Here is a 20,358-nt window from a genome sequence, read left to right as displayed (position 1 = left end):
TCGGGATACCGGTAAAATGGCGACTTTCCGATTCTGCCGAACCCGACATCGTGCTTGCGCCTCTCTATCCCCTGGCCCGTCGCGCCCTGTTCTGTCTTGATGCTGAACAAGCCCACCATCTGACGTTGGCTACCCTGCACGGCGCCGCTTCGCTCGGCCTCGCCGGTCTCGTCGGTCAGACCCTGCCGGAAGATCCGCGCACGGTCATGGGCATCCGGTTTCCGAACCCGGTCGGCCTCGCCGCCGGTCTGGACAAGGACGGCAGTTGCATCGACGGTCTCGCCGCGCTCGGCTTCGGCTTCGTGGAGGTCGGGACGGTCACACCGCGTGCGCAACCCGGCAATCCCAAGCCGCGGATTTTCCGGCTGCCGCAAGCCGAAGCGATCATCAATCGCATGGGCTTCAACAACGGCGGCGTCGAACAGTTTCTGCAAAACGTGCAATCGGCCCGCTATCGTGGCCCGCTCGGCCTGAATATCGGCAAGAATGCCGACACGCCCATCGAGCGCGCGGTCGACGACTATCTCATCTGCCTCGAAAAGGTCTATCCGTACGCCACGTACGTGACGGTCAACATCTCTTCTCCGAACACCAAGAACCTGCGGCAACTGCAAGGCGGCGACGAACTCGACGCACTGCTGGGCAAGCTCAAGGACAAACAACGGGCCCTGTCCGATCGTCATGGCAAGTACGTGCCGATCGCGCTGAAGATTGCGCCGGATCTCGACGACGAACAGATCAAGGTCATCGCCGGCACGCTCACGCGCCACGGGTTCGACGGCGTAATTGCGACCAACACCACGCTCTCACGCGAAGCCGTCGCAGGCCTGCCGTATGCCAGCGAAACCGGCGGCCTGTCGGGACGCCCGGTGTTCGACGCGTCCAATCGTGTGATCCGCGCCCTGGCGAGCGAACTGGGCGGTGCGCTGCCGATCATCGGCGTGGGCGGCATCCTCTGCGGCGCCGACGCCCGGGCAAAGCTCGATGCCGGCGCCAGTCTGGTGCAGGTGTACAGCGGCCTGATTTACCGCGGACCCGAGCTGGTGCGAGAATGCGTGCAAGCGCTGCGTACGGCCTGATCGACTGAACGCCGGCGTCCCATTCATTGACACAGGGAAAAACCAGACATCATGAAATCCTGGCTCAAGACGCTCTGCGTCGTACCGCTCGCCGCGGCCGCACTGATCGGCACCTCCCCCGCCCGCGCGGCCGACCTGCTCGACACCGTGAAGTCTGCGGGCGTTCTGAAGATCGGTATCGAAGGCACCTACCCGCCGTTCAACTATCGTGACAAGTCGGGCCAGCTCGACGGCTTCGATGTCGACGTCGCGAAGGCCGTCGCGCAACGGCTCGGCGTGAAACCCCAATTCGTCACCACGGAATGGAGCGGCATCATCGGCGGACTTCAAGCCGGGAAGTTCGACGTCATCGTCAACCAGGTCGCCATTACCGACGAGCGCAAGAAGTCGCTCGACTTCAGCGAGCCATACACTTATTCGGCTGCACAGCTCATCCGCCGCAAGGACGACAAGCGCGAGTTCAAGACGCTCGACGCGCTCAAGGGGCACAAGCTCGGTGTAAGCCTTGGTAGCAATTACGACAAGATGGCCAAGGCCGTGCCGGGAATCGACGTGCGTACCTACCCGGGCGCGCCGGAGTATCTCGCCGACCTGGCCGCCGGGCGTGTGGATGCCGCGCTGAACGATCAGCTGATGATGGCCTACCTGCTCGAAAACGCGAAGCTGCCGCTTGAAGCCGGTGCAGTGCTGCCGGGCACCAATCAGGCAGTCGGCATTCCGTTCCGCAAGGGCAATCCGAAGTTCGCAAAGGCCGTCGACGATGCGCTGACCGGCATGAAGCAAGACGGCTCGCTCGCCAAACTCGCGCAGAAGTGGTTCGGCAAGGACACGTCCAGGCCGGCGCAATAAACGCCGGAAGCGCAATCAGCCAGCAAGCCGCGTAGCGCGCCGTCATACTGCCGCCCGCCTCACGGCACGTGACTTCAGGCATCGAAGACGTCACCACGGCCGGCATCACGCGGCTCACGCGGATGCCGGCCGTTGTCGTTGTGCTTCACGACACCTCACAAGACATTTCCCCATGAATCCATTCGAACTCGCTGCCCAGTCCTTGCCGGTGCTGTTGCAGGGCACCGTGCTCACGATCAAGTTTGCCCTGATGTCGATGGTGTTCGGCCTCGCGATCGGCATTCTTGTGGCAGTCATGGGCATCGGCAAGGTGCGCGTGTTTCGCGCCATCGCGCGCGCATACGTGAGCATCATGCGCGGCACACCGCTGCTGGTGCAGATCTTCGTGATCTACTACGGATTGCCGGGCATCGGCATCTCGCTCGAACCCACGCCCGCCGGCGTGCTCACGCTCAGCCTGAACGTCGGTGCCTACCTGTCGGAAAGCATGCGTGGCGCGCTCGAAGGCATGCCACGCGGTCAATGGCTGGCCGCCTACAGTCTCGGACTGTCGTACTGGCAGACGCTGCGTCACATCATTGCGCCGCAAGCGCTGCGAATTGCCGTACCGAGCCTCGGCAACAGTCTGATCAGCCTCATCAAGGACACGTCGCTCGTCTCCGTCATTACGGTCACGGAATTGCTGCGCTCGGCGCAGGAAGTGATCGCCTCGACGTACCAGCCGTTACCGCTGTACCTCGCATGCGCGGCCATCTATTGGGTCCTGTCGACAGGGCTGTCGGCGCTGCAACGACGCATCGAAAAGCGGCTCGCGTTGCCTGCGCGCACCTAAGCGCGCGAGATCTCTCCAACGTAAAAAAGCTGGCGTTCCTTGCAGAGGCCAGCTTTTTCTTTTGAAGGCGACTTACGTCTCATGCGTTGAGCCGAGACATCGACGCACCGCCCCCCCTCACCGCGGTGCGCGACGCTCGCGATACATGGCGCGGAACGTCTTGCCGCTCGGCACCGGCATCTCGCGCGTGTCGGTCCAGCCGCCCGCGAACGGGAGCTTCGAGATGCTGCCGCGATCGCGCCCCATGCGCCTGAGCGCCCAGGACCCGAGGCTCGACAGCGTTGCATACAGACGCGGACGTCGCGCCGCGAACGCCCATGCGGCCAGCGCCGCGCGCTCCCGCCACGGCCGCAGACCGCGATCCACCTGACGCTCGCGCAGCTTGCGCAGCAGATCGGAAATCGGAATCCCCACGGGACATACGCGATTGCACTCGCCACAAAGCGTCGCAGCCTGCGGCAGATCGAGCGTCTTCTCAAGCCCAACGTAACTCGGCGTCAGCACCGAGCCCATCGGTCCCGGATATACCCAGCCATAGGCGTGACCGCCGATCTTCTGATACACCGGGCAGTGGTTCATGCAGGCGCCACACCGGATGCAACGCAGCATCTCCTGAAACGCCCCGCCGATGAGTCCCGACCGGCCGCCGTCGACGAGCACGAAATACATATGATCCGGACCGTCGACTTCGCCCTCGGCGCGCGTGCCGGTAAGCAACGAGAAGTAGTTCGACGTGCCCTGCCCGGTCGCCGAGCGCGGCAGCAAACGCATGGCCGTTGCCAGGTCTTCGAGCGTCGGCAACACCTTCTCGATACCCGTCACCGCGACGTGCACGCGCGGCATGATCGTACACATGCCTTCGTTGCCTTCGTTCGTCACGACGGCGACCGAGCCGGTTTCGGCCACCAGAAAGTTGCCGCCCGTCACGCCCATGTCCGCCGACAGAAACTGCGGGCGCAGCATCTCGCGCGCCTCACGCGTCATCAACGGAATCTCGGTCAGGCGCGGCTTCCGGTGCACGCGCGCAAACAGGTCCGCAACCTCGTCCTTGTCCTTGTGTACGACCGGCGCAATGATGTGCGACGGCGGTTCGTTGTCGTTGATCTGAAGGATGTACTCGCCTAGGTCCGTCTCGACGGACTGCACACCCATGTCGGCGAGCACCTTGTTGAGTTGCAGTTCTTCGGTGACCATCGATTTCGATTTGATCACCTTCTTGACGTCGTGCTTGCGTGCGATTTCCGCAATCAGACGTGCGGCATCCTGGGTCGATTCGGCAAACAGCACCGTTGCGCCGCGCCGGGTGGCTTCACGCTCGAAGATCTCGAGCCAGACATCGAGATTCTCGATGCCGCGGTTGCGCCGCTCCTTGAGCGCCTCGCGCGTCGCCTCGAAATCGATTTCCTCGATGGCCGCGGCACGCGCCGTGACGAACTTGGTCGAGAGCTTCTTGAGGTTGGCTTGCAGGCGCTGATCGGCGAGCTTCTGCCCGGCGCGCGCCTTGAATTGCATCGATTGAACTTGCATCGCAACTCACGAAAGAGGAAGGCCGGCCGTGCGTGCCGCGTCGGCGACCCGCACAGACCCGATGACCGGGAGGACCGGAAGCATGGCGATACGCCTACGCATCGCCGGCGAGCACCTGAGCAATGTGCAGCACCCGAGTCCTGGTGTCGCCGGTGCGGCGCAGACGCCCTTCAATGTTGAGGATGCATCCCAGGTCGCCGAGCACGACGGCCGGTGCGCCGCTCGCGGCGATGTTGGCGCACTTCTCGTCGACGATGGCCGTTGAGATGTTGCCGTACTTCAGTGCGAAGGTCCCCCCGAAGCCACAACATGCCTGGCAATCCTTCATCTCGGTCATCTTCACGCCCGGCATTTTCGCAAGCAGGGCGCGCGGCTGCGTCTTGACGCCGAGTTCGCGCAGTCCGGAACAGGAATCGTGATACGTCACTTCGCCGTTGTAGTCGCCCGGCACCGTATCGACGTGCAGCACGTTGACCAGAAAGTCGGTGAGTTCGTACACGCGCGGACGCAGGCGCTCATAGCGGCCCATGAGTTCCGGATCGTCGGCGAAGAGATCGCCGTAATGCGCCTTGACCATGCCGCCGCAGGATCCGGACGGCACGACCACGTAATCGAAGGAGTCGAATTCGTCGAGGAATTTCTGGGCGAGATCGCGCGCGATCGCCCGCTCGCCGGAGTTGTAGCCCGGCTGGCCGCAACAGGTCTGGGAATCGGGAATCACGACCTCGCAGCCGGCTGTCTCGAGCAGCTTGAGTGTGGAGAAGCCAATCTCCGGCCGCATCATGTCGATCAGGCACGTGACAAACAGTCCGACGCGCATTGGGGGAATCCTCTTTTCGGGAATAATGCGCCATTATAAGTCGCTGGGCCGAAGCGGCCCAGCGTGGATTCCCGCATATCGCGCCGGCGCTCAGGCCATATGCGGCGCGTGTTTGCTGGAGTAGCCCCAGGAATTCGCACGCACCGGCGGCGAACGGCTCTCCAGACGCGATCCGCTTGCCTGCGTGCCGGCCGCCTCACGGCCACACGAGTGGGCTTCCTGCGCCGCGATGACCCGTTTCAGGTCGGCTCGCATCACATCGAACTTCTCACTGAGTCCATCGAGCCGGTTCTCGACGCCATCGATGCGCCGGTCGAGTCCGTCGAAGCGGGTCTCGATGCCATCCATCCGGTTACTCAGCCGCGTTTGCAGTTCAGCGAACTGACGGTTCGTGCGATTTTCGAGCCCGTCAAGCCGGCGCATCGTTTCCTGCTGCCCGCCCTTGAGCGTGTCCAGCGTGTCCCACATCATGTCGTCCAGACGTTGCGACGCGTTCGCCTGAATGCCCTCGAGATAGGTTCTCATTTCCGTCTCCTCGTTCCTTAATCACTGCTTTGTCGATTCCAGCAGACTTTCCGTTGCCTTCCAGCCTCGTTCGCGGTCGAAGCCGCGAATGCTGCCCAGGCTCACGATGCGAATGAGCATCGTCACCGCGAATCCGATCGCGGCGATCACCAGGCCTACCTTCGCAAGCGCCAGTGCCGCAACAGTCGCCGCCACCAGATACAGCCCGCCTGACAGCGAAAATCGCTTGCCATAGTGCTTCTTGTCGGGCCAGACCTGTCTGGATGCCTGCGCCACCGCCCGGCGCGCATCGGCAAGACACCGGTTCGTCCGGGCGATGAGCGCGAAGCACTCCGCCTTGACGCTGGCATAGGCCGCTCGCTCGTCGAGCGTGCTGGCAAAGGTCTCATTCTCGAGATTCGCGGCGCGATCCCGAATGCGTGCGCAATAGGCAATGGCCTCCTCCTCTTTGATCAGAACGTCGTTCAAATGGGTCAGAATTTCCCGAAAGCGTCTGGCGGATGGCGTCAATCGATCCGCTTGACGAATGTCCATCTGGTCGGCGACGCGCGAATAGGCACCGTGCTGCCCGATGGATGACCGATAACGCCAGAACCCGTCCCACAACCCGCCTTTCCAGTAGCCGGACGTGGCCTTCCTGAACGACTTTTCGAACGCGGCTTCCAACTCGCCGATATCCTGGCTGCCCATTCCCAGACGCGATCTCGCGTTGGCAATGCTCGCGAACCTTCCGACGATCTCCGCCCGCCTCTCGGTAATCGACACCCCCATTCCGGCGTCATCGCGTTGCACCCGCTTTTGCCCCACGGGCCACTTCGCGACCGCCGGCGCGTACACATACCCGAACATGCGCAACACCTCCGTGAAGACGCGCCGACCGCTCGCGCTACAACGAGTGGGCCACGCGTCGTTGATGAAGTACCGACGCATGCTAACGGCCGCCGATTCGGGCCACTTTCGGTTTCTGCACGCGGATACTGCAACTTCGACGCACACTCTGTGGAAGTGACAACAATCCTCAACTTTTCGCAGAACTCCTCTACGTAAAGGGTGCGAATTTTTCACCATATGATATAAAATCGACGCTATACGAAACTCGGCCCTACCTTATGAAAGACGACACCAGTCAAGGCGCGGAGTCGCGCACGTCCATTCAGGTAATCGAGCGCATGATGCGTCTGCTCGATGCGCTGGCCGGGCATGCCGATCCCGTCAGCCTCAAGGAATTGGCGCAAGCCACCGAACTTCACCCGTCCACGGCGCACCGCATCCTGAACGACATGGTGGCCTGCCGGTTCGTCGATCGCTGCGATCCGGGGACGTACCGTCTCGGCATGCGCCTGCTCGAACTCGGCAATCTGGTCAAAGCCCGCCTGTCGGTGCGCGATGCGGCTCTCACGCCCATGCGCGGCCTGCATCGGATCACCGGCCAAACGGTCAATCTGTCCGTGCGTCAAGGCGACGAAATCGTGTACATCGAGCGCGCCTACAGCGAACGCTCGGGCATGCAGGTGGTGCGCGCCATCGGCGGCCATGCGCCCTTGCATCTCACATCGGTCGGCAAGCTGTTTCTCGCCGCCGACGAAGCTTCGCGAGTCCGGGCTTACGCAACGCGCACGGGCCTCTCGGGCCACACGCGTAACAGCATCACGGACCTGCAAAAACTTGAGCGCGAACTCACGCACGTGCGCAAATCGGGTTACGCACGCGATAACGAAGAGTTGGAGTTGGGCGTGAGATGTATTGCCGCCGGCATCTACGACGACAGCGGCAAGCTGGTAGCGGGGCTATCCCTTTCCGCACCCGCGGATCGCCTGCAAGACGCCTGGCTCGCGAATCTGAACGAAACCGCGCTGCAAATTTCTTCGTCGCTCGGCTTCCATGCGCCGAATCCCGACACCGCTGGCGGGGTGTCGCAGATCGCGACGGCGGAGTAATCGACGCGTGACCGGCACAACGAGGGATTGAGGGGAACGGCAAGATCTGAGTGACGCAGATTCCCGTCACCGGAAACGAAAAGGCGCTCTCAAGGGAGCGCCTTCTCTTACCGCCTACACGACACGACTTACAGCGCGTGCCCGTTGTTGGTAGCCACCTGCGCCGTCGGCGTGGTTCCCGCGGTGCGTTGCGGCGTGGCGCCGCCGCCTTCCATCAACCACTTGCGCACGCGCGTGGCGTCGGCAAACCGCGAGTACTTGCCGGTCGAATCCAACAAAATCATGATGACCGGACGGCCGTCGACGTTGGCCTGCATCACGAGGCACTGGCCCGCTTCGTTGATGTAGCCCGTCTTTTGCAGACCGATTTCCCAGCCCGGGTGACCGATCAGATGATTCGTGCTGACGTAATGCAGTTCGCGACGACCGGTGTTCACGTCGTAATTGCTGTCCGTGGAGAAGCGGCGAATCATCGGGTACTGATATGCCGCCTTCACCATCTTCACGAGGTCACGTGCGCTGGACACATTCTGGCTCGACAGGCCCGTCGGGTCGTTGAAGTGCGTGTCGTTCATGCCCAGTTGCTTCGCCTTGGCGTTCATCGCGGCGAGGAACGCCGGGCGCCCCCCCGGGAAGTAACGTGACAGCGCCGCAGCAGCACGGTTTTCCGACGACATCAGCGCAATGTGCAACATGTCTTCGCGCGACAGGCGCGAACCGACCGACAGGCGCGACCCCGTCCCCTTCTCGTAATCGCGATCCTCATCGGTCACTTCCATGATTTCCGTCATGGGGACACCCGCATCGAGCGACACCATGGCGGTCATCAGCTTCGAGATCGACGCGATCGGCAGTACCGCTTGCGAGTTCTTGTCGAACAGCGATTCGCCGGTGCGCTCGTCCACGACGTAGGCCACCGACGAACGCAGAGCGAGGGCGTCAGGCGTTTCATGCAAACCGAAAGCGCGGCCGGCCGACAGCCGCTCCGGGGCTTGCGGCGCAAAGTTGACGGTGCGATACGACGTGACGACACGGCGTTTGCCGTTCTTGTAAACGACGCGTTTGACGGTCACCTTTTTCGCTGCGGGTCCGTCATCGTCGACGGCCGCAAGCTTGGGCGCCTTGCCTCCAGCCTTGGTGCTCTTTACCTCGCGAGCGGCAGGCGGGGCCGCGGCGCGTTTGGCACCGGATTTGGAAGTGGCGACGGCCTTCGTCGCCTTGGGCGTCGCGCACGCGCGTTTCTGGGCGGCAGTCCTGGCCGTCTTCGGCGAGCATTCGCCCGTCTTGCCGGCGGCGTGAACGACTGCCGGTGTTCCGGCGGCGAGCGAGATCGCCACGACGGCAGCGCCCCACAGGCGAGAGCGGCACAGACGCGCAAGGGTGGTGATCGCGTACATAGATTGGGAGTAGCGTAAGGTTGGCAACGAGTTTGGGAGAAGTTTAGTAACTTCCGAAAAAATAAGCAATATGAATGACTTAGCTGAAATACTTAAACCGGCATCTGGCAGTTTTGTGCAGCGCAACGCGCCGAATTGCACAATCGCCCAATATTGCCAAATAATGCAAACCTCGCAATATTCGTCAGTTCAAAAAATGCGCCCACTCATCGAGGGGCGCACGCTCCGTGACGAGAGCGTTTTCAACGGCGTTCGGGTCCGCATATCCCATGGCCATGCCGCACACCACCATCCGGGTCTCCGGTAGACGCAACTCCGCGGCAATCACCTGATGAAACGGGGTAAATGCCGCTTGCGGACAAGTGTCGAGCCCACGCGCCCTGGCAGCCACCATCACGCTTTGCAGGAACATGCCGTAGTCCAGCCAACTCCCCTGCTCCAAATGCCGGTCGATCGTGAAAAGCAGTCCGACCGGCGCGTCGAAGAAGGTGAAGTTACGTGCGTGCTGGCCATGCATGCGCGCCTTGTCGGCCCGTCCAATGCCCAGCAGGCCGTACAGATCCCATCCCACTTTGCGCCGCCGTGCCTGATAAGGCTCCATCCATTCGCGCGGGTAATACGCGTACTCCTCCTGATGCATCAACCGCTGTGCCGGGTCGTTGAACGCCTCCAGCAAACGCGAAGTCAGCCGCTTCAGCGCCTCGCCGGTGAGTACGTAGGTTTGCCACGGCTGAATATTGCTGCCGGACGGCGCACGCGACGCCACCGAGAGGATATCCGCCACGGTGGCTTGGGGCACGGGTGTGGGCAAATACGCACGAATCGAGCGTCGACTGCGAATCGCCTCGTCGACATATTCCACGCGCAACCCTGCGTTGTCGTTGACAGCGACGGGATGCGTACTTTCCCGAGCCGTCGCCTCGGCTTCGACGGCTGGCGTCACGTCGGCAGACGCCAAATGGGCAGACGACGGTTCAGCGCACGAGCGCGGCGCAGTCTGCGCATGCGGTGGCGAATCTGGGTATTTCATGGACATGGCTTCACGGCCGGCAACGAAGAATGATTAGAACGATCAGGACAGCTACGACGACGTGCGTCGCTCGATCACCAGCGCGACGCCAAGCGCGGCCACGACCATGCCTGCCGCGCTGACGGGAGACAGTGTCTCGCCGAACAGCAACCATGCCATGACCGCCGTGGTGGGCGGCGTCAGATACATCAGACTGGATACCTTGGTCGCCGCGCCATGGCGAATCAGCAGGAACAACAGCGAAATCGCACCGATCGACAGCGCCAGCACGGACCAGGCGAGCGCGCCGATCATCTCTGCATTCCAGCGCACCTGCATCGTCTCCAGCGCCCACGCGGCGGGCAACGTCACGACGAAAGCGGCGCCGAACTGGACCACCGTGCCCACGCGCAGATCGAAATGGGCGCAAAAGCGCTTTTGATACAGCGTGCCGGCGGTGATCGCGACCAGACTCAGTACGCACAGCGCCACGGTCCCTCCCCCGACACCGCGAACCCCGACCTTGTTGGCCACCACCAGCCCGACGCCCACGAAGCCGCACAGCAGCCCGAGCCATTGACGTCGCGACACCGGCTCTCCGACCACACGCGCGAAGAGCGCGGTCAACAACGGCTGGATGCCGACAATGAGCGCCGCCAGTCCCGCAGGAGCTCCCTGCTTGATCGCCGCCCAGACCCCGCCCAGATAGACTGCTTGAATCAGGATGCCCGAGACGGCCAAGTGCGCCAGCAGCGGCCAGTCGAGATGGGAGGCGTGGGTCGGTCCAAGGCGTGACGCTTGTAGGGGGCGGCGCCCGATGAGATCGCCGCCCGCCGGCGGGCCGGCGACCACGCGCGTTGCGTCGACGGCTCGCTTGGGCCACGGGGAACGCGTGAGCAGCGCGATGGGCAACATCACCGCCAATGTGCACCCGAAGCGCCACGCGAGAAACGTCAGCGGCTCGGCGTTCGGCATGCCGTATTTGGCGACGATGAACCCGGTGCTCCAGATCAGCACGAACCACCAGGGCATGGTCGCCGCCCAGATCGACGCGCATGCACCACTCGCCGCCGCCAGTGCGGGCGTCCGATCAGACGGAAGTGGGGGAACGACCCGGTGCTCGCTCATACGGGAACGCCCTCCGGATATGGGCGAGATTCGCGGTGACGTCCTCTTGCAAAGCGGCTGGCGAGACGGATCGTGGCGAAATGAGCGGCGACCGTCTGGTCGATGTCACGCCCGTATCCTCCCGCCATGGCGATCGCGACAGGCAATCCGCGTTCGGCACAGGCGCTCAGCACGCGATGGTCGCGTGCAAGCAAACCGTCGTGCGACAGTGCCATACGACCGAGCCGGTCGTTTTCGAGCGGGTCGGCCCCGGCCAGGTAAATGACGAGCGTCGGCGTGAATTGCGCGAAGAGATCCGTGAGCGCGTGACCCAGGGCAACGAGGTAGTCCTCGTCGCCGCAACCATCGGGCAATGCGACGTCCAGGTCGCCCGTCGCCTTGTGAAACGGGTAGTTATGTTCGCCATGCAGCGACAGCGTGAAAACGCTCGGATCATGCTCGAAAATGGCTGCGGTTCCGTTGCCTTGATGGACATCGAGATCGACGATGGCCACACGGGTGCCCGGCCCCAGTTCCGCCTGCATCGTTCGCGCGGCGACGGCGCCATCGTTGAAGACGCAGAAGCCCTCACCGCGGTCGGCGTAGGCATGATGCGTACCGCCTGCGAGATTCGCAGCGACGCCGTCGGTCAATGCCGCACGACACGCGGCGACCGTCGCGCCGGCCGAACGACGCGAGCGTTCGACCATTTCGGGCGACCATGGGAATCCAATGCTGCGCTGCTCTTTCGGATCCAGCCCACCTGCACTCACGCGCGCGACGTACGCCGGCGAATGTACCCGACGGAGCATCGCGTCGTCGGCGGGCAAGGCTTCGACCAGCGCGACGTGGGGCAGCTCGTGCGCGACACGTTCGCGCAGGCGGGCGTACTTCTCCATGGGGAACCGGTGTCCGGGCGGCAACGGCAGAACGAAATGGTCGCTGTAAAACGCTTGCATCGATGCGGATGGCCGATGAGTGCGGCGCGCGAAAAGCGTTGAATGACAGCGGCACCGGCGAGCGGCAGATGCGAGACAAGCCTCTAAACGATGGCCTGCCCGCATCGCGTAACCGCCCCGCCAGTGCCGGAACTGATCGATAGTACCATCGCCCGGCCGCGTGCGCGGGCGAGCCAAAATGGTGCGCTCGGCAAGGAAAATCACGGTGCAAAGCCGCACCAATCAAGGGTTCACGGCGCGTGGGCGGCTCGCCGCATCGCGAGGTAGACGAGCAAAGACGGGATCCCAAGTTTTTGATTTATTAAGCTTTTGTTGAATTTGTGCAACGCACAAATATGACTTGACACCCGCAAAAATATCTCTACACTTGCAATTGTGCGATGCACAAAAGAAATCGCACCGAATTTGAGAAGGCCCCAACCGTGGTTTCACCGCCATAAGGTGAGAACCAACTAGCGAACACGGAGCGGGTCCATATGTTGTGTATGACACCATAGGAGAACGCCATGTCGTTTCTGACCCCCGAGCAATTCGCAGCTGCCCACAAAGCCAATCTGGAAACCCTGTTTGGCCTGACCAACAAAGCCTTCGAAGGCGTTGAAAAGCTGGTCGAGCTGAATCTGCAAGCCGTGAAGGCCTCGCTGGCCGAGTCCGCATCGACCGCCCAGAAGGCATTCGCAGTGAAGGACGCGCAAGAGTTGCTCGCGCTGCAAGCCAATCTGGTCCAGCCGGCCGCCGAGAAGGCCCTCGCCTACGGCCGTCACCTGTACGAAATCGCGTCGTCGACGCAAGCCGAAGTGACCAAGGTCGCCGAAGCGCAACTCGCCGAAGGCTCGCAGAACGTGCAAGCGCTGTTCGACAACCTGGCCAAGAACGCCCCGGCCGGTTCGGAGTCGGCGGTTGCATTGGCCAAGTCGGCCCTGTCCGCCGCCAACAGCGCGTTCGACAGTGTGCAGAAGGCCACCAAGCAAGCCGTGGAAATCGCGGAGACGAACTTCGCTGCCGCGACCAACGTTGCCTCGAAGGCTGCGGCTCAGGCGTCGCGTGCTGCCAGCGCCAAGAAGTAATCGATAGCCGTCCTGCCTTGACGAGCGACGTCAACCGTCTGTCGCTATACCCCGTGTCGCTGTACCCCTTGTCGGTGCATCCCAAGGGGTAGCCATACCCAGTTGTCTCCTCGGTACCGCAGGTACCTTTCAAACCTGGCCTTCGCCGGGTTTTTCTTTGCGTGCGCCGACCTGCGCCAACGTGCGCGACCGGGAACGCCACGGCGTTCCGCTTGTTCGGCACCCATAAAAAAACCGCCATTCCTGTTGGAACGGCGGTTTTTCATTTGGCGCTCGCGCGGGCGGATTACTTTTTGCGCGGCGGCGGTACGTCGGTGCAAACGCCTTCGTAAATCTCGGCGGCCATACCGACGGATTCGGCCAACGTTGGGTGCGGATGAATCGTCTTACCGATGTCGACGGCGTCGGCCCCCATTTCGACGGCCAGGCAGAGTTCGCCGATCAGATCGCCTGCATGCGTGCCGACGATAGCGCCGCCAACGATGCGATGCGTCTGCTCGTCGAACAGCACCTTGGTGAAGCCTTCATCGCGACCGTTCGCAATGGCACGGCCCGACGCTGCCCATGGGAACACGGCTTTGCCGTACTTCACGCCTTCTGCCTTGAGCTGATCTTCCGTCTTGCCGGCCCAGGCCACTTCCGGATCGGTGTAAGCCACCGACGGGATCTGAATTGCGTCGAAGTAGGCCTTCTCGCCGTTGGCTGCTTCGGCGGCCACGTGCGCTTCGTGCACGGCCTTGTGCGCCAGCATCGGCTGACCGACGATATCGCCGATCGCGAAGATGTTCGGCACATTGGTGCGCATCTGCTTGTCCACCGAAATGAACCCGCGATCGCCCACCGCCACGCCAGCGTTCTCCGCGCCGATCTTCTTGCCGTTCGGGCTACGCCCCACCGCGACCAGGACGAGATCGTAGCGCTGCGCTTCTGCCGGTGCGGCCTCGCCTTCGAACTTCACGTAGATGCCGTCGGCCTTCGCTTCGGCACCCACCGTCTTGGTCTTGAGCATGACGCGACCAAAACGCTTTTCGTTCATCTTCTGCCACACCTTGACCAGATCGCGGTCGGCACCCTGCATGAGACCATCGAGCATTTCCACGACATCGATCTCTGCGCCCAGCGCGCTGTAGACCGTCGCCATTTCGAGACCGATGATGCCACCACCAATGACAAGCATCTTCTTCGGGATCTGACGCAGTTCCAACGCCCCCGTCGAATCGACGATGCGCGGATCTTCCGGCAGGAACGGCAGTTTCACCGCTTGCGAACCGGCAGCGATGATCGCCTGCGCAAACTTCACGACACGCTTGCTACCTTCCTTGCCGACGACTTCGACATGATTCGCGTCGAGGAACGTGCCGACGCCATGGACGACTTCGACCTTGCGCATCTTGGCCATGCCAGCCAGACCACCGGTGAGCTTGCCGACCACGCTTTCCTTGTACGCGCGCAACTTGTCGAGATCGACTTCCGGCTTCGCGAACGAAATGCCGTGATGACCGAGCGACTGCGCTTCCTCGAGTACGGCCGCCGTATGCAGCAGTGCCTTCGACGGAATGCAACCCACGTTCAGGCAAACGCCTCCCAGCGTGGCGTAACGTTCCACGAGAACTGTCTTGCGCCCCAGATCGGCGCTTCGGAACGCGGCCGAATATCCACCTGGACCGGCACCCAGCACGAGGACATCACATTCGATATCGGCGCCACCGGTATGCCTGGCGGCCACCGGTGCCGGGGCGCTCGACACCGCAGCGGGCACAGCTGCCGGTGCTGCCGGTGCAGGCGCTGCCGCCTGGGCTACCGGCTTGCCAGCATCCGCCTCTTCAGCTTCGACGATGGCGATCAGCGTGCCTTCACTGGCCTTGTCGCCCACTTTGATCTTCACTTCCTTGACGGTGCCCGACACTTCGGACGGCACTTCCATGGAAGCCTTGTCGGATTCCAGCGTAATGAGCGACGCATCCTTGGCGATCTTGTCGCCGGGCTTGATCATCACCTCGATGACGTCTACGCCCTCTGCGCCGATATCCGGCACTTTGACTTCAATGAGACTCATGCGGGGTCTCCCTGTCGCATTTATGACTTGATGGTGGTATCGATCGGAAACGCATGTACCTGAAACGGGCCCGCCGAACTCTTGTCGAATTCGGCCCCCGCCTTCACGCCCGCTTCGGCGATGGCACGTGCGCTCAGATCCTGGTCGTAGAGGGCATACATGGCGCCGAGCGCGAAGTTGCGCCCCGAACCGATCCCCCAGAACCGATCGAAAACAAACACTTCCCGGTAGGAATAAACCCCGTAGATCCCGGTCGGATTCGCAATCACGCTGGTGATCTGCGACGACTCGTACGGGTCGTCTTCCTCTTCCTTCGTGTTAAGGAAATACTCTTCCTTGAGCTTCTGATGGACGCGGCAGAACGTGCGGAAAACCTCGTCGCGCGAATGCAGACGGCACTCGTCGGCCATGCCGGAGAGAATCGCGCGCATGACCGGAAAATGCGCCGTCGTGCCGGCCAGGCCGACATACGAATCGCCCACGAGGAAAACCTTGCGGTTCTCTTCGTAGGATTGCGACAGCCGAGTGTCCCCGAACGTCACGAGCGAATCGGCGGCAATGGCGATCTCGCCTGCCTTCTTGACGACTACCACGGTGGTCATGTTGCCCTCCCCATCCAAAATCCCGAAGCTAGCGCGTGGGCCGCCGGCGCGCGCACGCGCTACCCGCGGCCCACGCCATTACAGCATCGCGCGACGGAAGTCCGCCAACAGTTGCCCCAGGTAGGCGTTGAAGCGTGCGGCTTCTGCGCCATCGATCACACGGTGATCGTAGGACAGCGACAGCGGCAGCGTCAGTTGCGGCACGAACTGTTGCTTGCTGTCGTCCCACACCGGCTTCTGATACGAACGCGACAGGCCGAGGATGGCCACTTCGGGCGCATTGATGATCGGCGTGAAGGTCGTGCCGCCAATACCGCCGAGCGACGAAATGGAGAAGCAGCCGCCTTGCATTTGATCCGGCTTGAGCTTGCCTTCACGGGCGAGCTTTGCCAGTTCCGATGTTTCGCGGGCGATCTCGAATACTCCCTTCTTGTCGGCATCGCGAACGACCGGCACGACGAGGCCGTTCGGTGTGTCGGCAGCAAAACCGATGTGGAAGTACTGCTTGAAGACGAGATTGTCGCCATCGAGGCTGGCGTTGAACGTCGGGAATTTCTTCAGCGCGAGCACGCAGGCCTTGATTACGAACGCGAGCATCGTCACCTTGATACCGGCCTTTTCGTTTTCCTTGTTCAACTGCACGCGGAACGCTTCGAGTTCGCTGATATCGGCTTCGTCGTTGTTCGTGACGTGCGGAATCATCACCCAGTTACGGTGCAGGTTCGCGCCCGAGATCTTCTTGATGCGCGACAGTGCCTTCGGCTCGACCGGACCATACTTCGCGAAGTCGACCTTCGGCCACGGCAGGAGATTCAGTTCGCCGCCGCCTGCCGGCGCAGCGCTTGCCGCTGCCGGGCGGTTGCCTGCGAGTGCGCTCTTCACGAAGTTACGCACGTCCTCGACAACCACGCGGCCCTTCGGACCCGTACCCTTGACTTGCGTTACGTCCACACCCAGTTCACGTGCGAACTTGCGTACCGACGGGCTGGCGTGGCTGATCGGCTGACTGCCCGGGGCTGCCGCGGGCGCGGGGGCGGCAGCAGTTGCGGCAGGCGCCGGCGCAGGCGCTGCTACCGGTACCGGTGCGGCCGCCTGAGGTGCCGGCGCAGCGGCAGGAGCCGCAGCCGCCCTCGCCGGCGCGGCGGACGCCGATGCCGCACCTTCCAGCACGAGAATCAGCGAACCTTCGGAAACCTTGTCGCCAACGTTGACCTTCAACTCCTTCACCACGCCTGCGGCCGGGCTCGGCACGTCCATCGATGCCTTGTCCGATTCCAGCGTGACGAGCGACTGCTCGGCGGTGACGGTATCGCCGACCTTCACCAGCACTTCGATCACGGGCACGTCGTCGTAACCGCCGATATCCGGCACCTTCACGTCGATCTTGCTCGTGCCGCCCGACGCCGCGGCAGCCGGGGCAGCCGGTGGGGTCGGTGCTGCCGCCGGGGCCGCCGCCTGAGGCGCAGCAGCGGCGGGTGCCGCCGCAGGCGCGGCAGCACCGTTGGCTTGCGCGCCCGAGCCGTTCGCCGTCTCGAGCGTCAGAATAAGAGAGCCCTCGGACACTTCATCACCGACTTTCAGGTTCATCGCCTTGATGACACCCGCGGCAGGGCTCGGCACATCCATTGTGGCCTTATCCGACTCCAGCGTGATCAGGGCCTGCTCGGCGTCGATCTTGTCGCCCGCCTTGACCAGCACTTCGATTACGGGCAAGTCCTTGAAGTCGCCGATATCCGGGACTTTCACTTCGATCACTTGACTCATTTTCCACAGTCTCCTCGAGGCTTCGCTTGACGTGCGTCACACGCCGTGCCAGCCGCTGGGGGGCGGCCGGCACGGCGCGCGCTGCACGCAGCGTACCTTTAGACGGTCATCGGGTTGGGTTTATTCGGGTCCAGGTTGTACTTGGCAATCGCCTCGGCAACCTTGCTGGCCGGCAGCGTGCCTTCGTCGGCCAGCGCCTTGAGGGCAGCGACCGTGACCCAGTTACGATCCACCTCGAAGAAGTGACGCAGCTTTTCACGCGTATCCGAGCGGCCATAACCGTCGGTGCCGAGCACAACGTAACGGCCGCGGACAAACGGACGAATCTGGTCGGCATACGTACGGATGTAGTCGGTCGATGCAATGACCGGGCCGCGCGTCTCGTTGAGGCACTTCTCGACGTGCGACAGACGTGCCGTCTCGGTCGGGTGCAGCAGATTGTGGCGTGCCACGTCGTTGCCTTCGCGAGCCAGTTCCGTGAAGCTCGGGCAGCTCCACAGATCCGATTCGACGCCCCAATCGTTCTTGAGCATTTCGGCGGCGGCAATCACTTCGTTGAAGATCGTGCCCGAACCCAACAATTGCACGCGCGGGGCCTTGCTGTTGTCCGTGCCGCGACGGAAGGCGTACATACCCTTCAGAATGTCTTTCTCCACACCCTCCGGCATCGCCGGGTGTGCGTAGTTTTCGTTCATCACGGTCAGGTAGTAGTACACATCTTCCTGCTCCTGCACCATACGGCGCAAACCGTCCTGTACGATCACGGCGAGTTCGAAGGCGAACGTCGGGTCGTACGGCAGGCAGTTCGGGATCGACGACGCCCACAGCAGCGAGTGACCGTCTTCGTGTTGCAGACCCTCACCGTTCAGGGTCGTACGGCCGGCCGTGCCGCCCACGAGGAAACCGCGAGCGCGCATGTCGCCAGCGGCCCAGGCCAAATCACCGATACGCTGGAAACCGAACATCGAATAGAAGATGTAGAACGGGATCATCGTCTCGCCATGTGTCGAGTACGACGTCGCGGCAGCGATCCAGTCGCACATGCCGCCGGCTTCATTGATGCCTTCTTGCAGAATCTGACCGTTCTCCGATTCCTTGTAGAACATCAGTTGATCCTGATCCTGCGGAATGTAGCGCTGGCCGACCTGACTCCAGATACCGATCTGACGGAACAGGCCTTCCATGCCGAAGGTGCGCGATTCGTCCGGCACGATCGGGACGATGCGCTGACCGAGCACCTTGTCCTTGAGCAGCACGTTGAGAATGCGCACGAACGCCATCGTCGTCGAAATCTCACGGCCTTCCGCCGTCGCTTTGAGCAACGCGTCGAACGCGCTCAGTGCAGGCACCGGCAGCGAAGCCGCCTTCGTACGGCGCTGCGGCAGGTAACCGCCGAGTTCCATGCGGCGGGCGCGCATGTATTCCAGTTCCTTCGAGCCTTCCTCGAACTTGAGGTACGGCACTTCGGCAATCTCGTCGTCCGAGATCGGCAGCTTGAACTGGTCGCGGAATTTCTTGAGCGACTCCACCGGCATCTTCTTCTGCTGGTGGGTGATGTTCATGGCCTGACCGGCTTCACCCATGCCATAGCCCTTGATGGTCTTGGCCAGGATGACGGTCGGTTGACCCTTGTGGGTCGTTGCGGCCTGATAGGCGGCGTAGATCTTGTGCGGATCGTGACCACCGCGGTTCAGTGCCCAAATGTCCTCGTCCGACCAGTCGGCGACCATCGCCTTGAGTGCCGGCGTATTGAAGAAGTGTTCGCGAACGTAGGCACCGTCCTTCGACTTGTACGTCTGGTATTCGCCGTCCACGCATTCCATCATGCGCTTCATCAGCAGGCCCTGCTTGTCGCGCGCGAGCAGCGAATCCCAGCGGCTGCCCCAGATCACCTTGATGACGTTCCAGCCAGCACCGCGGAATTCCGATTCGAGTTCCTGGATGATCTTGCCGTTACCGCGCACCGGACCGTCCAGGCGTTGCAGGTTGCAGTTGATGACGAACACGAGGTTGTCAAGTTGCTCACGCCCCGCCATGCCGATTGCACCCAGCGATTCCGGTTCGTCCGTTTCGCCGTCGCCAAGGAATGCCCACACCTTGCGGCCTTCGGTCTTCACGATCGCACGCGACTCCAGATACTTCATGAAGCGAGCCTGGTAGATCGCCATGATCGGGCCCAGCCCCATCGACACTGTCGGGAACTGCCAGAAGTCCGGCATCAGCCACGGGTGCGGGTACGAGGACAGACCGCCACCATCCACTTCCTGACGGAAATTCTCGAGTTGGGTCATCTCCAGACGGCCCAACAAAAACGCACGGCTGTAGACGCCCGGCGACGAGTGACCCTGCACGAACACCAGATCGCCGCCATGCTTGTCGGACGGCGCGTGCCAGAAGTGGTTGAAGCCGACGTCGTAAAGGGTTGCGGCCGAGGCGAACGAGGCGATATGGCCGCCGACGTTCGTGTCCTTACCGGCGCGCAGCACCATCGCGATCGCATTCCAGCGCGTGTATGAGCGAATCTTGTGCTCGATGTCCTGATCGCCCGGAATACGGGCTTGCTGGTCGACCGGGATGGTGTTGATGTAGGGAGTGTTCGCCGAGAACGGGAGGTGTTCGCCGTTGATTCGGGCGAATTCGATCAGCTTTTCGAGCAGGTAGTGAGCGCGCTCCGGTCCCTCGGCGGCGAGCACGCCTTCGAGCGAGGCCAGCCATTCTTGCGTTTCTTGGGGATCGGCGTCCGCAGGGGATACGATCTTCAGGGCTTCTTCAGGTACGGCGGACATGGTGTCTCCTTGTCTGTCGTTAGCGGGTTGGCGTAATGGTCG

The 20,358-nt window shown here is 62.5% G+C and carries 17 protein-coding genes; 5 read left to right on the top strand and 12 right to left on the bottom strand.

Annotation, left to right across the window (positions count from 1 at the left end; all coding sequences use genetic code 11):
- The first annotated feature begins 50 nt into the window (after positions 1-50).
- The 3 genes from AB870_RS09085 (at position 51) to AB870_RS09075 (ending at position 2,760) form a co-directional block, all read left to right on the top strand.
- Positions 51-1,079, top strand: coding sequence for a quinone-dependent dihydroorotate dehydrogenase (locus AB870_RS09085; RefSeq protein ID WP_047907749.1), 1,029 nt, complete (start codon positions 51-53; stop codon positions 1,077-1,079).
- Positions 1,080-1,130: 51 nt separating this feature from the next.
- Positions 1,131-1,928 carry a transporter substrate-binding domain-containing protein gene (locus tag AB870_RS09080; RefSeq protein ID WP_047907748.1) on the top strand — a complete coding sequence of 266 codons (798 nt, stop codon included), beginning with the start codon at positions 1,131-1,133 and terminating at the stop codon, positions 1,926-1,928.
- Between the two features lie 172 nt (positions 1,929-2,100).
- The gene (locus tag AB870_RS09075) at positions 2,101-2,760 is read left to right on the top strand and encodes an amino acid ABC transporter permease (protein ID WP_047907747.1); all 660 of its coding nucleotides are present in this window, start codon (positions 2,101-2,103) and stop codon (positions 2,758-2,760) included.
- Positions 2,761-2,877: 117 nt separating this feature from the next.
- On the opposite strand, the gene AB870_RS09070 is transcribed toward AB870_RS09075, so the two are convergent.
- The 4 genes from AB870_RS09070 to AB870_RS09055 all read right to left on the bottom strand — a co-directional run bounded on the left by AB870_RS09070 (position 2,878) and on the right by AB870_RS09055 (position 6,481).
- Positions 2,878-4,287 carry a lactate utilization protein B gene (locus tag AB870_RS09070; protein ID WP_047907746.1) on the bottom strand — a complete coding sequence of 470 codons (1,410 nt, stop codon included), beginning with the start codon at positions 4,285-4,287 and terminating at the stop codon, positions 2,878-2,880.
- A 94-nt stretch (positions 4,288-4,381) separates the two neighbouring features.
- Positions 4,382-5,107 carry a (Fe-S)-binding protein gene (locus AB870_RS09065; RefSeq protein ID WP_047907745.1) on the bottom strand — a complete coding sequence of 242 codons (726 nt, stop codon included), beginning with the start codon at positions 5,105-5,107 and terminating at the stop codon, positions 4,382-4,384.
- Between the two features lie 90 nt (positions 5,108-5,197).
- Positions 5,198-5,632: a hypothetical protein gene (locus AB870_RS09060; RefSeq protein ID WP_047907744.1), complete on the bottom strand. Its 435-nt coding sequence runs from the start codon at positions 5,630-5,632 to the stop codon at positions 5,198-5,200.
- A 21-nt stretch (positions 5,633-5,653) separates the two neighbouring features.
- The gene (locus AB870_RS09055; RefSeq protein ID WP_157112282.1) at positions 5,654-6,481 is read right to left on the bottom strand and encodes a hypothetical protein; all 828 of its coding nucleotides are present in this window, start codon (positions 6,479-6,481) and stop codon (positions 5,654-5,656) included.
- Between the two features lie 260 nt (positions 6,482-6,741).
- On the opposite strand from AB870_RS09055, the gene AB870_RS09050 reads away from it, so the two are divergent.
- Complete coding sequence (locus AB870_RS09050) at positions 6,742-7,569, top strand: IclR family transcriptional regulator (RefSeq protein ID WP_047907742.1); 828 nt, start codon at positions 6,742-6,744, stop codon at positions 7,567-7,569.
- 128 nt (positions 7,570-7,697) lie between these two features.
- Here the strand turns inward: AB870_RS09050 and pbpG are convergent, their stop codons facing one another.
- The 4 genes from pbpG to AB870_RS09030 form a co-directional block, all read right to left on the bottom strand.
- On the bottom strand, positions 7,698-8,966 hold the full coding sequence (pbpG, locus tag AB870_RS09045; protein ID WP_047907741.1) for a D-alanyl-D-alanine endopeptidase: 1,269 nt from the start codon (positions 8,964-8,966) through the stop codon (positions 7,698-7,700).
- Positions 8,967-9,150: 184 nt separating this feature from the next.
- A complete protein-coding gene (locus tag AB870_RS09040) occupies positions 9,151-9,996 on the bottom strand; it encodes a nitroreductase (protein ID WP_084663488.1) in 846 nt (281 codons plus the stop codon).
- 51 nt (positions 9,997-10,047) lie between these two features.
- Positions 10,048-11,007 (bottom strand): DMT family transporter, encoded by a 960-nt coding sequence (locus tag AB870_RS09035; protein WP_237170086.1) that lies wholly within the window; start codon positions 11,005-11,007, stop codon positions 10,048-10,050.
- Positions 11,008-11,099: 92 nt separating this feature from the next.
- Entirely contained in the window at positions 11,100-12,041 is a 942-nt protein-coding gene (locus tag AB870_RS09030) for a histone deacetylase family protein (protein ID WP_047907739.1), read from the bottom strand.
- A 506-nt stretch (positions 12,042-12,547) separates the two neighbouring features.
- Here AB870_RS09030 and AB870_RS09025 point away from each other — a divergent pair.
- Positions 12,548-13,108 carry a phasin family protein gene (locus tag AB870_RS09025; protein WP_047907738.1) on the top strand — a complete coding sequence of 187 codons (561 nt, stop codon included), beginning with the start codon at positions 12,548-12,550 and terminating at the stop codon, positions 13,106-13,108.
- Between the two features lie 286 nt (positions 13,109-13,394).
- Here AB870_RS09025 and lpdA read toward each other — a convergent pair whose 3' ends face one another.
- The 4 genes from lpdA to aceE form a co-directional block, all read right to left on the bottom strand.
- Complete coding sequence (lpdA, locus tag AB870_RS09020; RefSeq protein WP_047907737.1) at positions 13,395-15,164, bottom strand: dihydrolipoyl dehydrogenase; 1,770 nt, start codon at positions 15,162-15,164, stop codon at positions 13,395-13,397.
- A gap of 20 nt (positions 15,165-15,184) precedes the next feature.
- Positions 15,185-15,766, bottom strand: coding sequence for an Ntn hydrolase family protein (locus tag AB870_RS09015; protein ID WP_047907736.1), 582 nt, complete (start codon positions 15,764-15,766; stop codon positions 15,185-15,187).
- 78 nt (positions 15,767-15,844) lie between these two features.
- Complete coding sequence (aceF, locus tag AB870_RS09010; protein ID WP_047907735.1) at positions 15,845-17,530, bottom strand: dihydrolipoyllysine-residue acetyltransferase; 1,686 nt, start codon at positions 17,528-17,530, stop codon at positions 15,845-15,847.
- A gap of 98 nt (positions 17,531-17,628) precedes the next feature.
- Positions 17,629-20,316 carry a pyruvate dehydrogenase (acetyl-transferring), homodimeric type gene (aceE, locus tag AB870_RS09005; RefSeq protein ID WP_047907734.1) on the bottom strand — a complete coding sequence of 896 codons (2,688 nt, stop codon included), beginning with the start codon at positions 20,314-20,316 and terminating at the stop codon, positions 17,629-17,631.
- Between the last annotated feature and the right edge of the window lie 42 nt (positions 20,317-20,358).

The sequence above is a fragment of the Pandoraea faecigallinarum genome (assembly GCF_001029105.3).
Classification (GTDB): Bacteria; Pseudomonadota; Gammaproteobacteria; order Burkholderiales; family Burkholderiaceae; genus Pandoraea; species Pandoraea faecigallinarum.
The sequence above is the reverse complement of the archived record's forward strand: the minus strand, read 5'-3'. Positions and strand labels throughout refer to the sequence as shown.

Bases quoted from the DNA above. Each gene is read 5' to 3' on its own strand.
- AB870_RS09080 (WP_047907748.1), top strand. From the start codon at position 1,131: ATGAAATCCTGGCTCAAGACGCTCTGCGTCGTACCGCTCGCCGCGGCC.
- AB870_RS09075 (WP_047907747.1), top strand. From the start codon at position 2,101: ATGAATCCATTCGAACTCGCTGCCCAGTCCTTGCCGGTGCTGTTGCAG.
- AB870_RS09070 (WP_047907746.1), bottom strand. From the start codon at position 4,287: ATGCAAGTTCAATCGATGCAATTCAAGGCGCGCGCCGGGCAGAAGCTC.
- AB870_RS09065 (WP_047907745.1), bottom strand. From the start codon at position 5,107: ATGCGCGTCGGACTGTTTGTCACGTGCCTGATCGACATGATGCGGCCG.
- AB870_RS09060 (WP_047907744.1), bottom strand. From the start codon at position 5,632: ATGAGAACCTATCTCGAGGGCATTCAGGCGAACGCGTCGCAACGTCTG.
- AB870_RS09055 (WP_157112282.1), bottom strand. From the start codon at position 6,481: ATGTTCGGGTATGTGTACGCGCCGGCGGTCGCGAAGTGGCCCGTGGGG.
- AB870_RS09050 (WP_047907742.1), top strand. From the start codon at position 6,742: ATGAAAGACGACACCAGTCAAGGCGCGGAGTCGCGCACGTCCATTCAG.
- pbpG (WP_047907741.1), bottom strand. From the start codon at position 8,966: ATGTACGCGATCACCACCCTTGCGCGTCTGTGCCGCTCTCGCCTGTGG.
- AB870_RS09040 (WP_084663488.1), bottom strand. From the start codon at position 9,996: ATGAAATACCCAGATTCGCCACCGCATGCGCAGACTGCGCCGCGCTCG.
- AB870_RS09035 (WP_237170086.1), bottom strand. From the start codon at position 11,007: ATGCCCTGGTGGTTCGTGCTGATCTGGAGCACCGGGTTCATCGTCGCC.
- AB870_RS09030 (WP_047907739.1), bottom strand. From the start codon at position 12,041: ATGCAAGCGTTTTACAGCGACCATTTCGTTCTGCCGTTGCCGCCCGGA.
- AB870_RS09025 (WP_047907738.1), top strand. From the start codon at position 12,548: ATGTCGTTTCTGACCCCCGAGCAATTCGCAGCTGCCCACAAAGCCAAT.
- lpdA (WP_047907737.1), bottom strand. From the start codon at position 15,164: ATGAGTCTCATTGAAGTCAAAGTGCCGGATATCGGCGCAGAGGGCGTA.
- AB870_RS09015 (WP_047907736.1), bottom strand. From the start codon at position 15,766: ATGACCACCGTGGTAGTCGTCAAGAAGGCAGGCGAGATCGCCATTGCC.
- aceF (WP_047907735.1), bottom strand. From the start codon at position 17,530: ATGAGTCAAGTGATCGAAGTGAAAGTCCCGGATATCGGCGACTTCAAG.
- aceE (WP_047907734.1), bottom strand. From the start codon at position 20,316: ATGTCCGCCGTACCTGAAGAAGCCCTGAAGATCGTATCCCCTGCGGAC.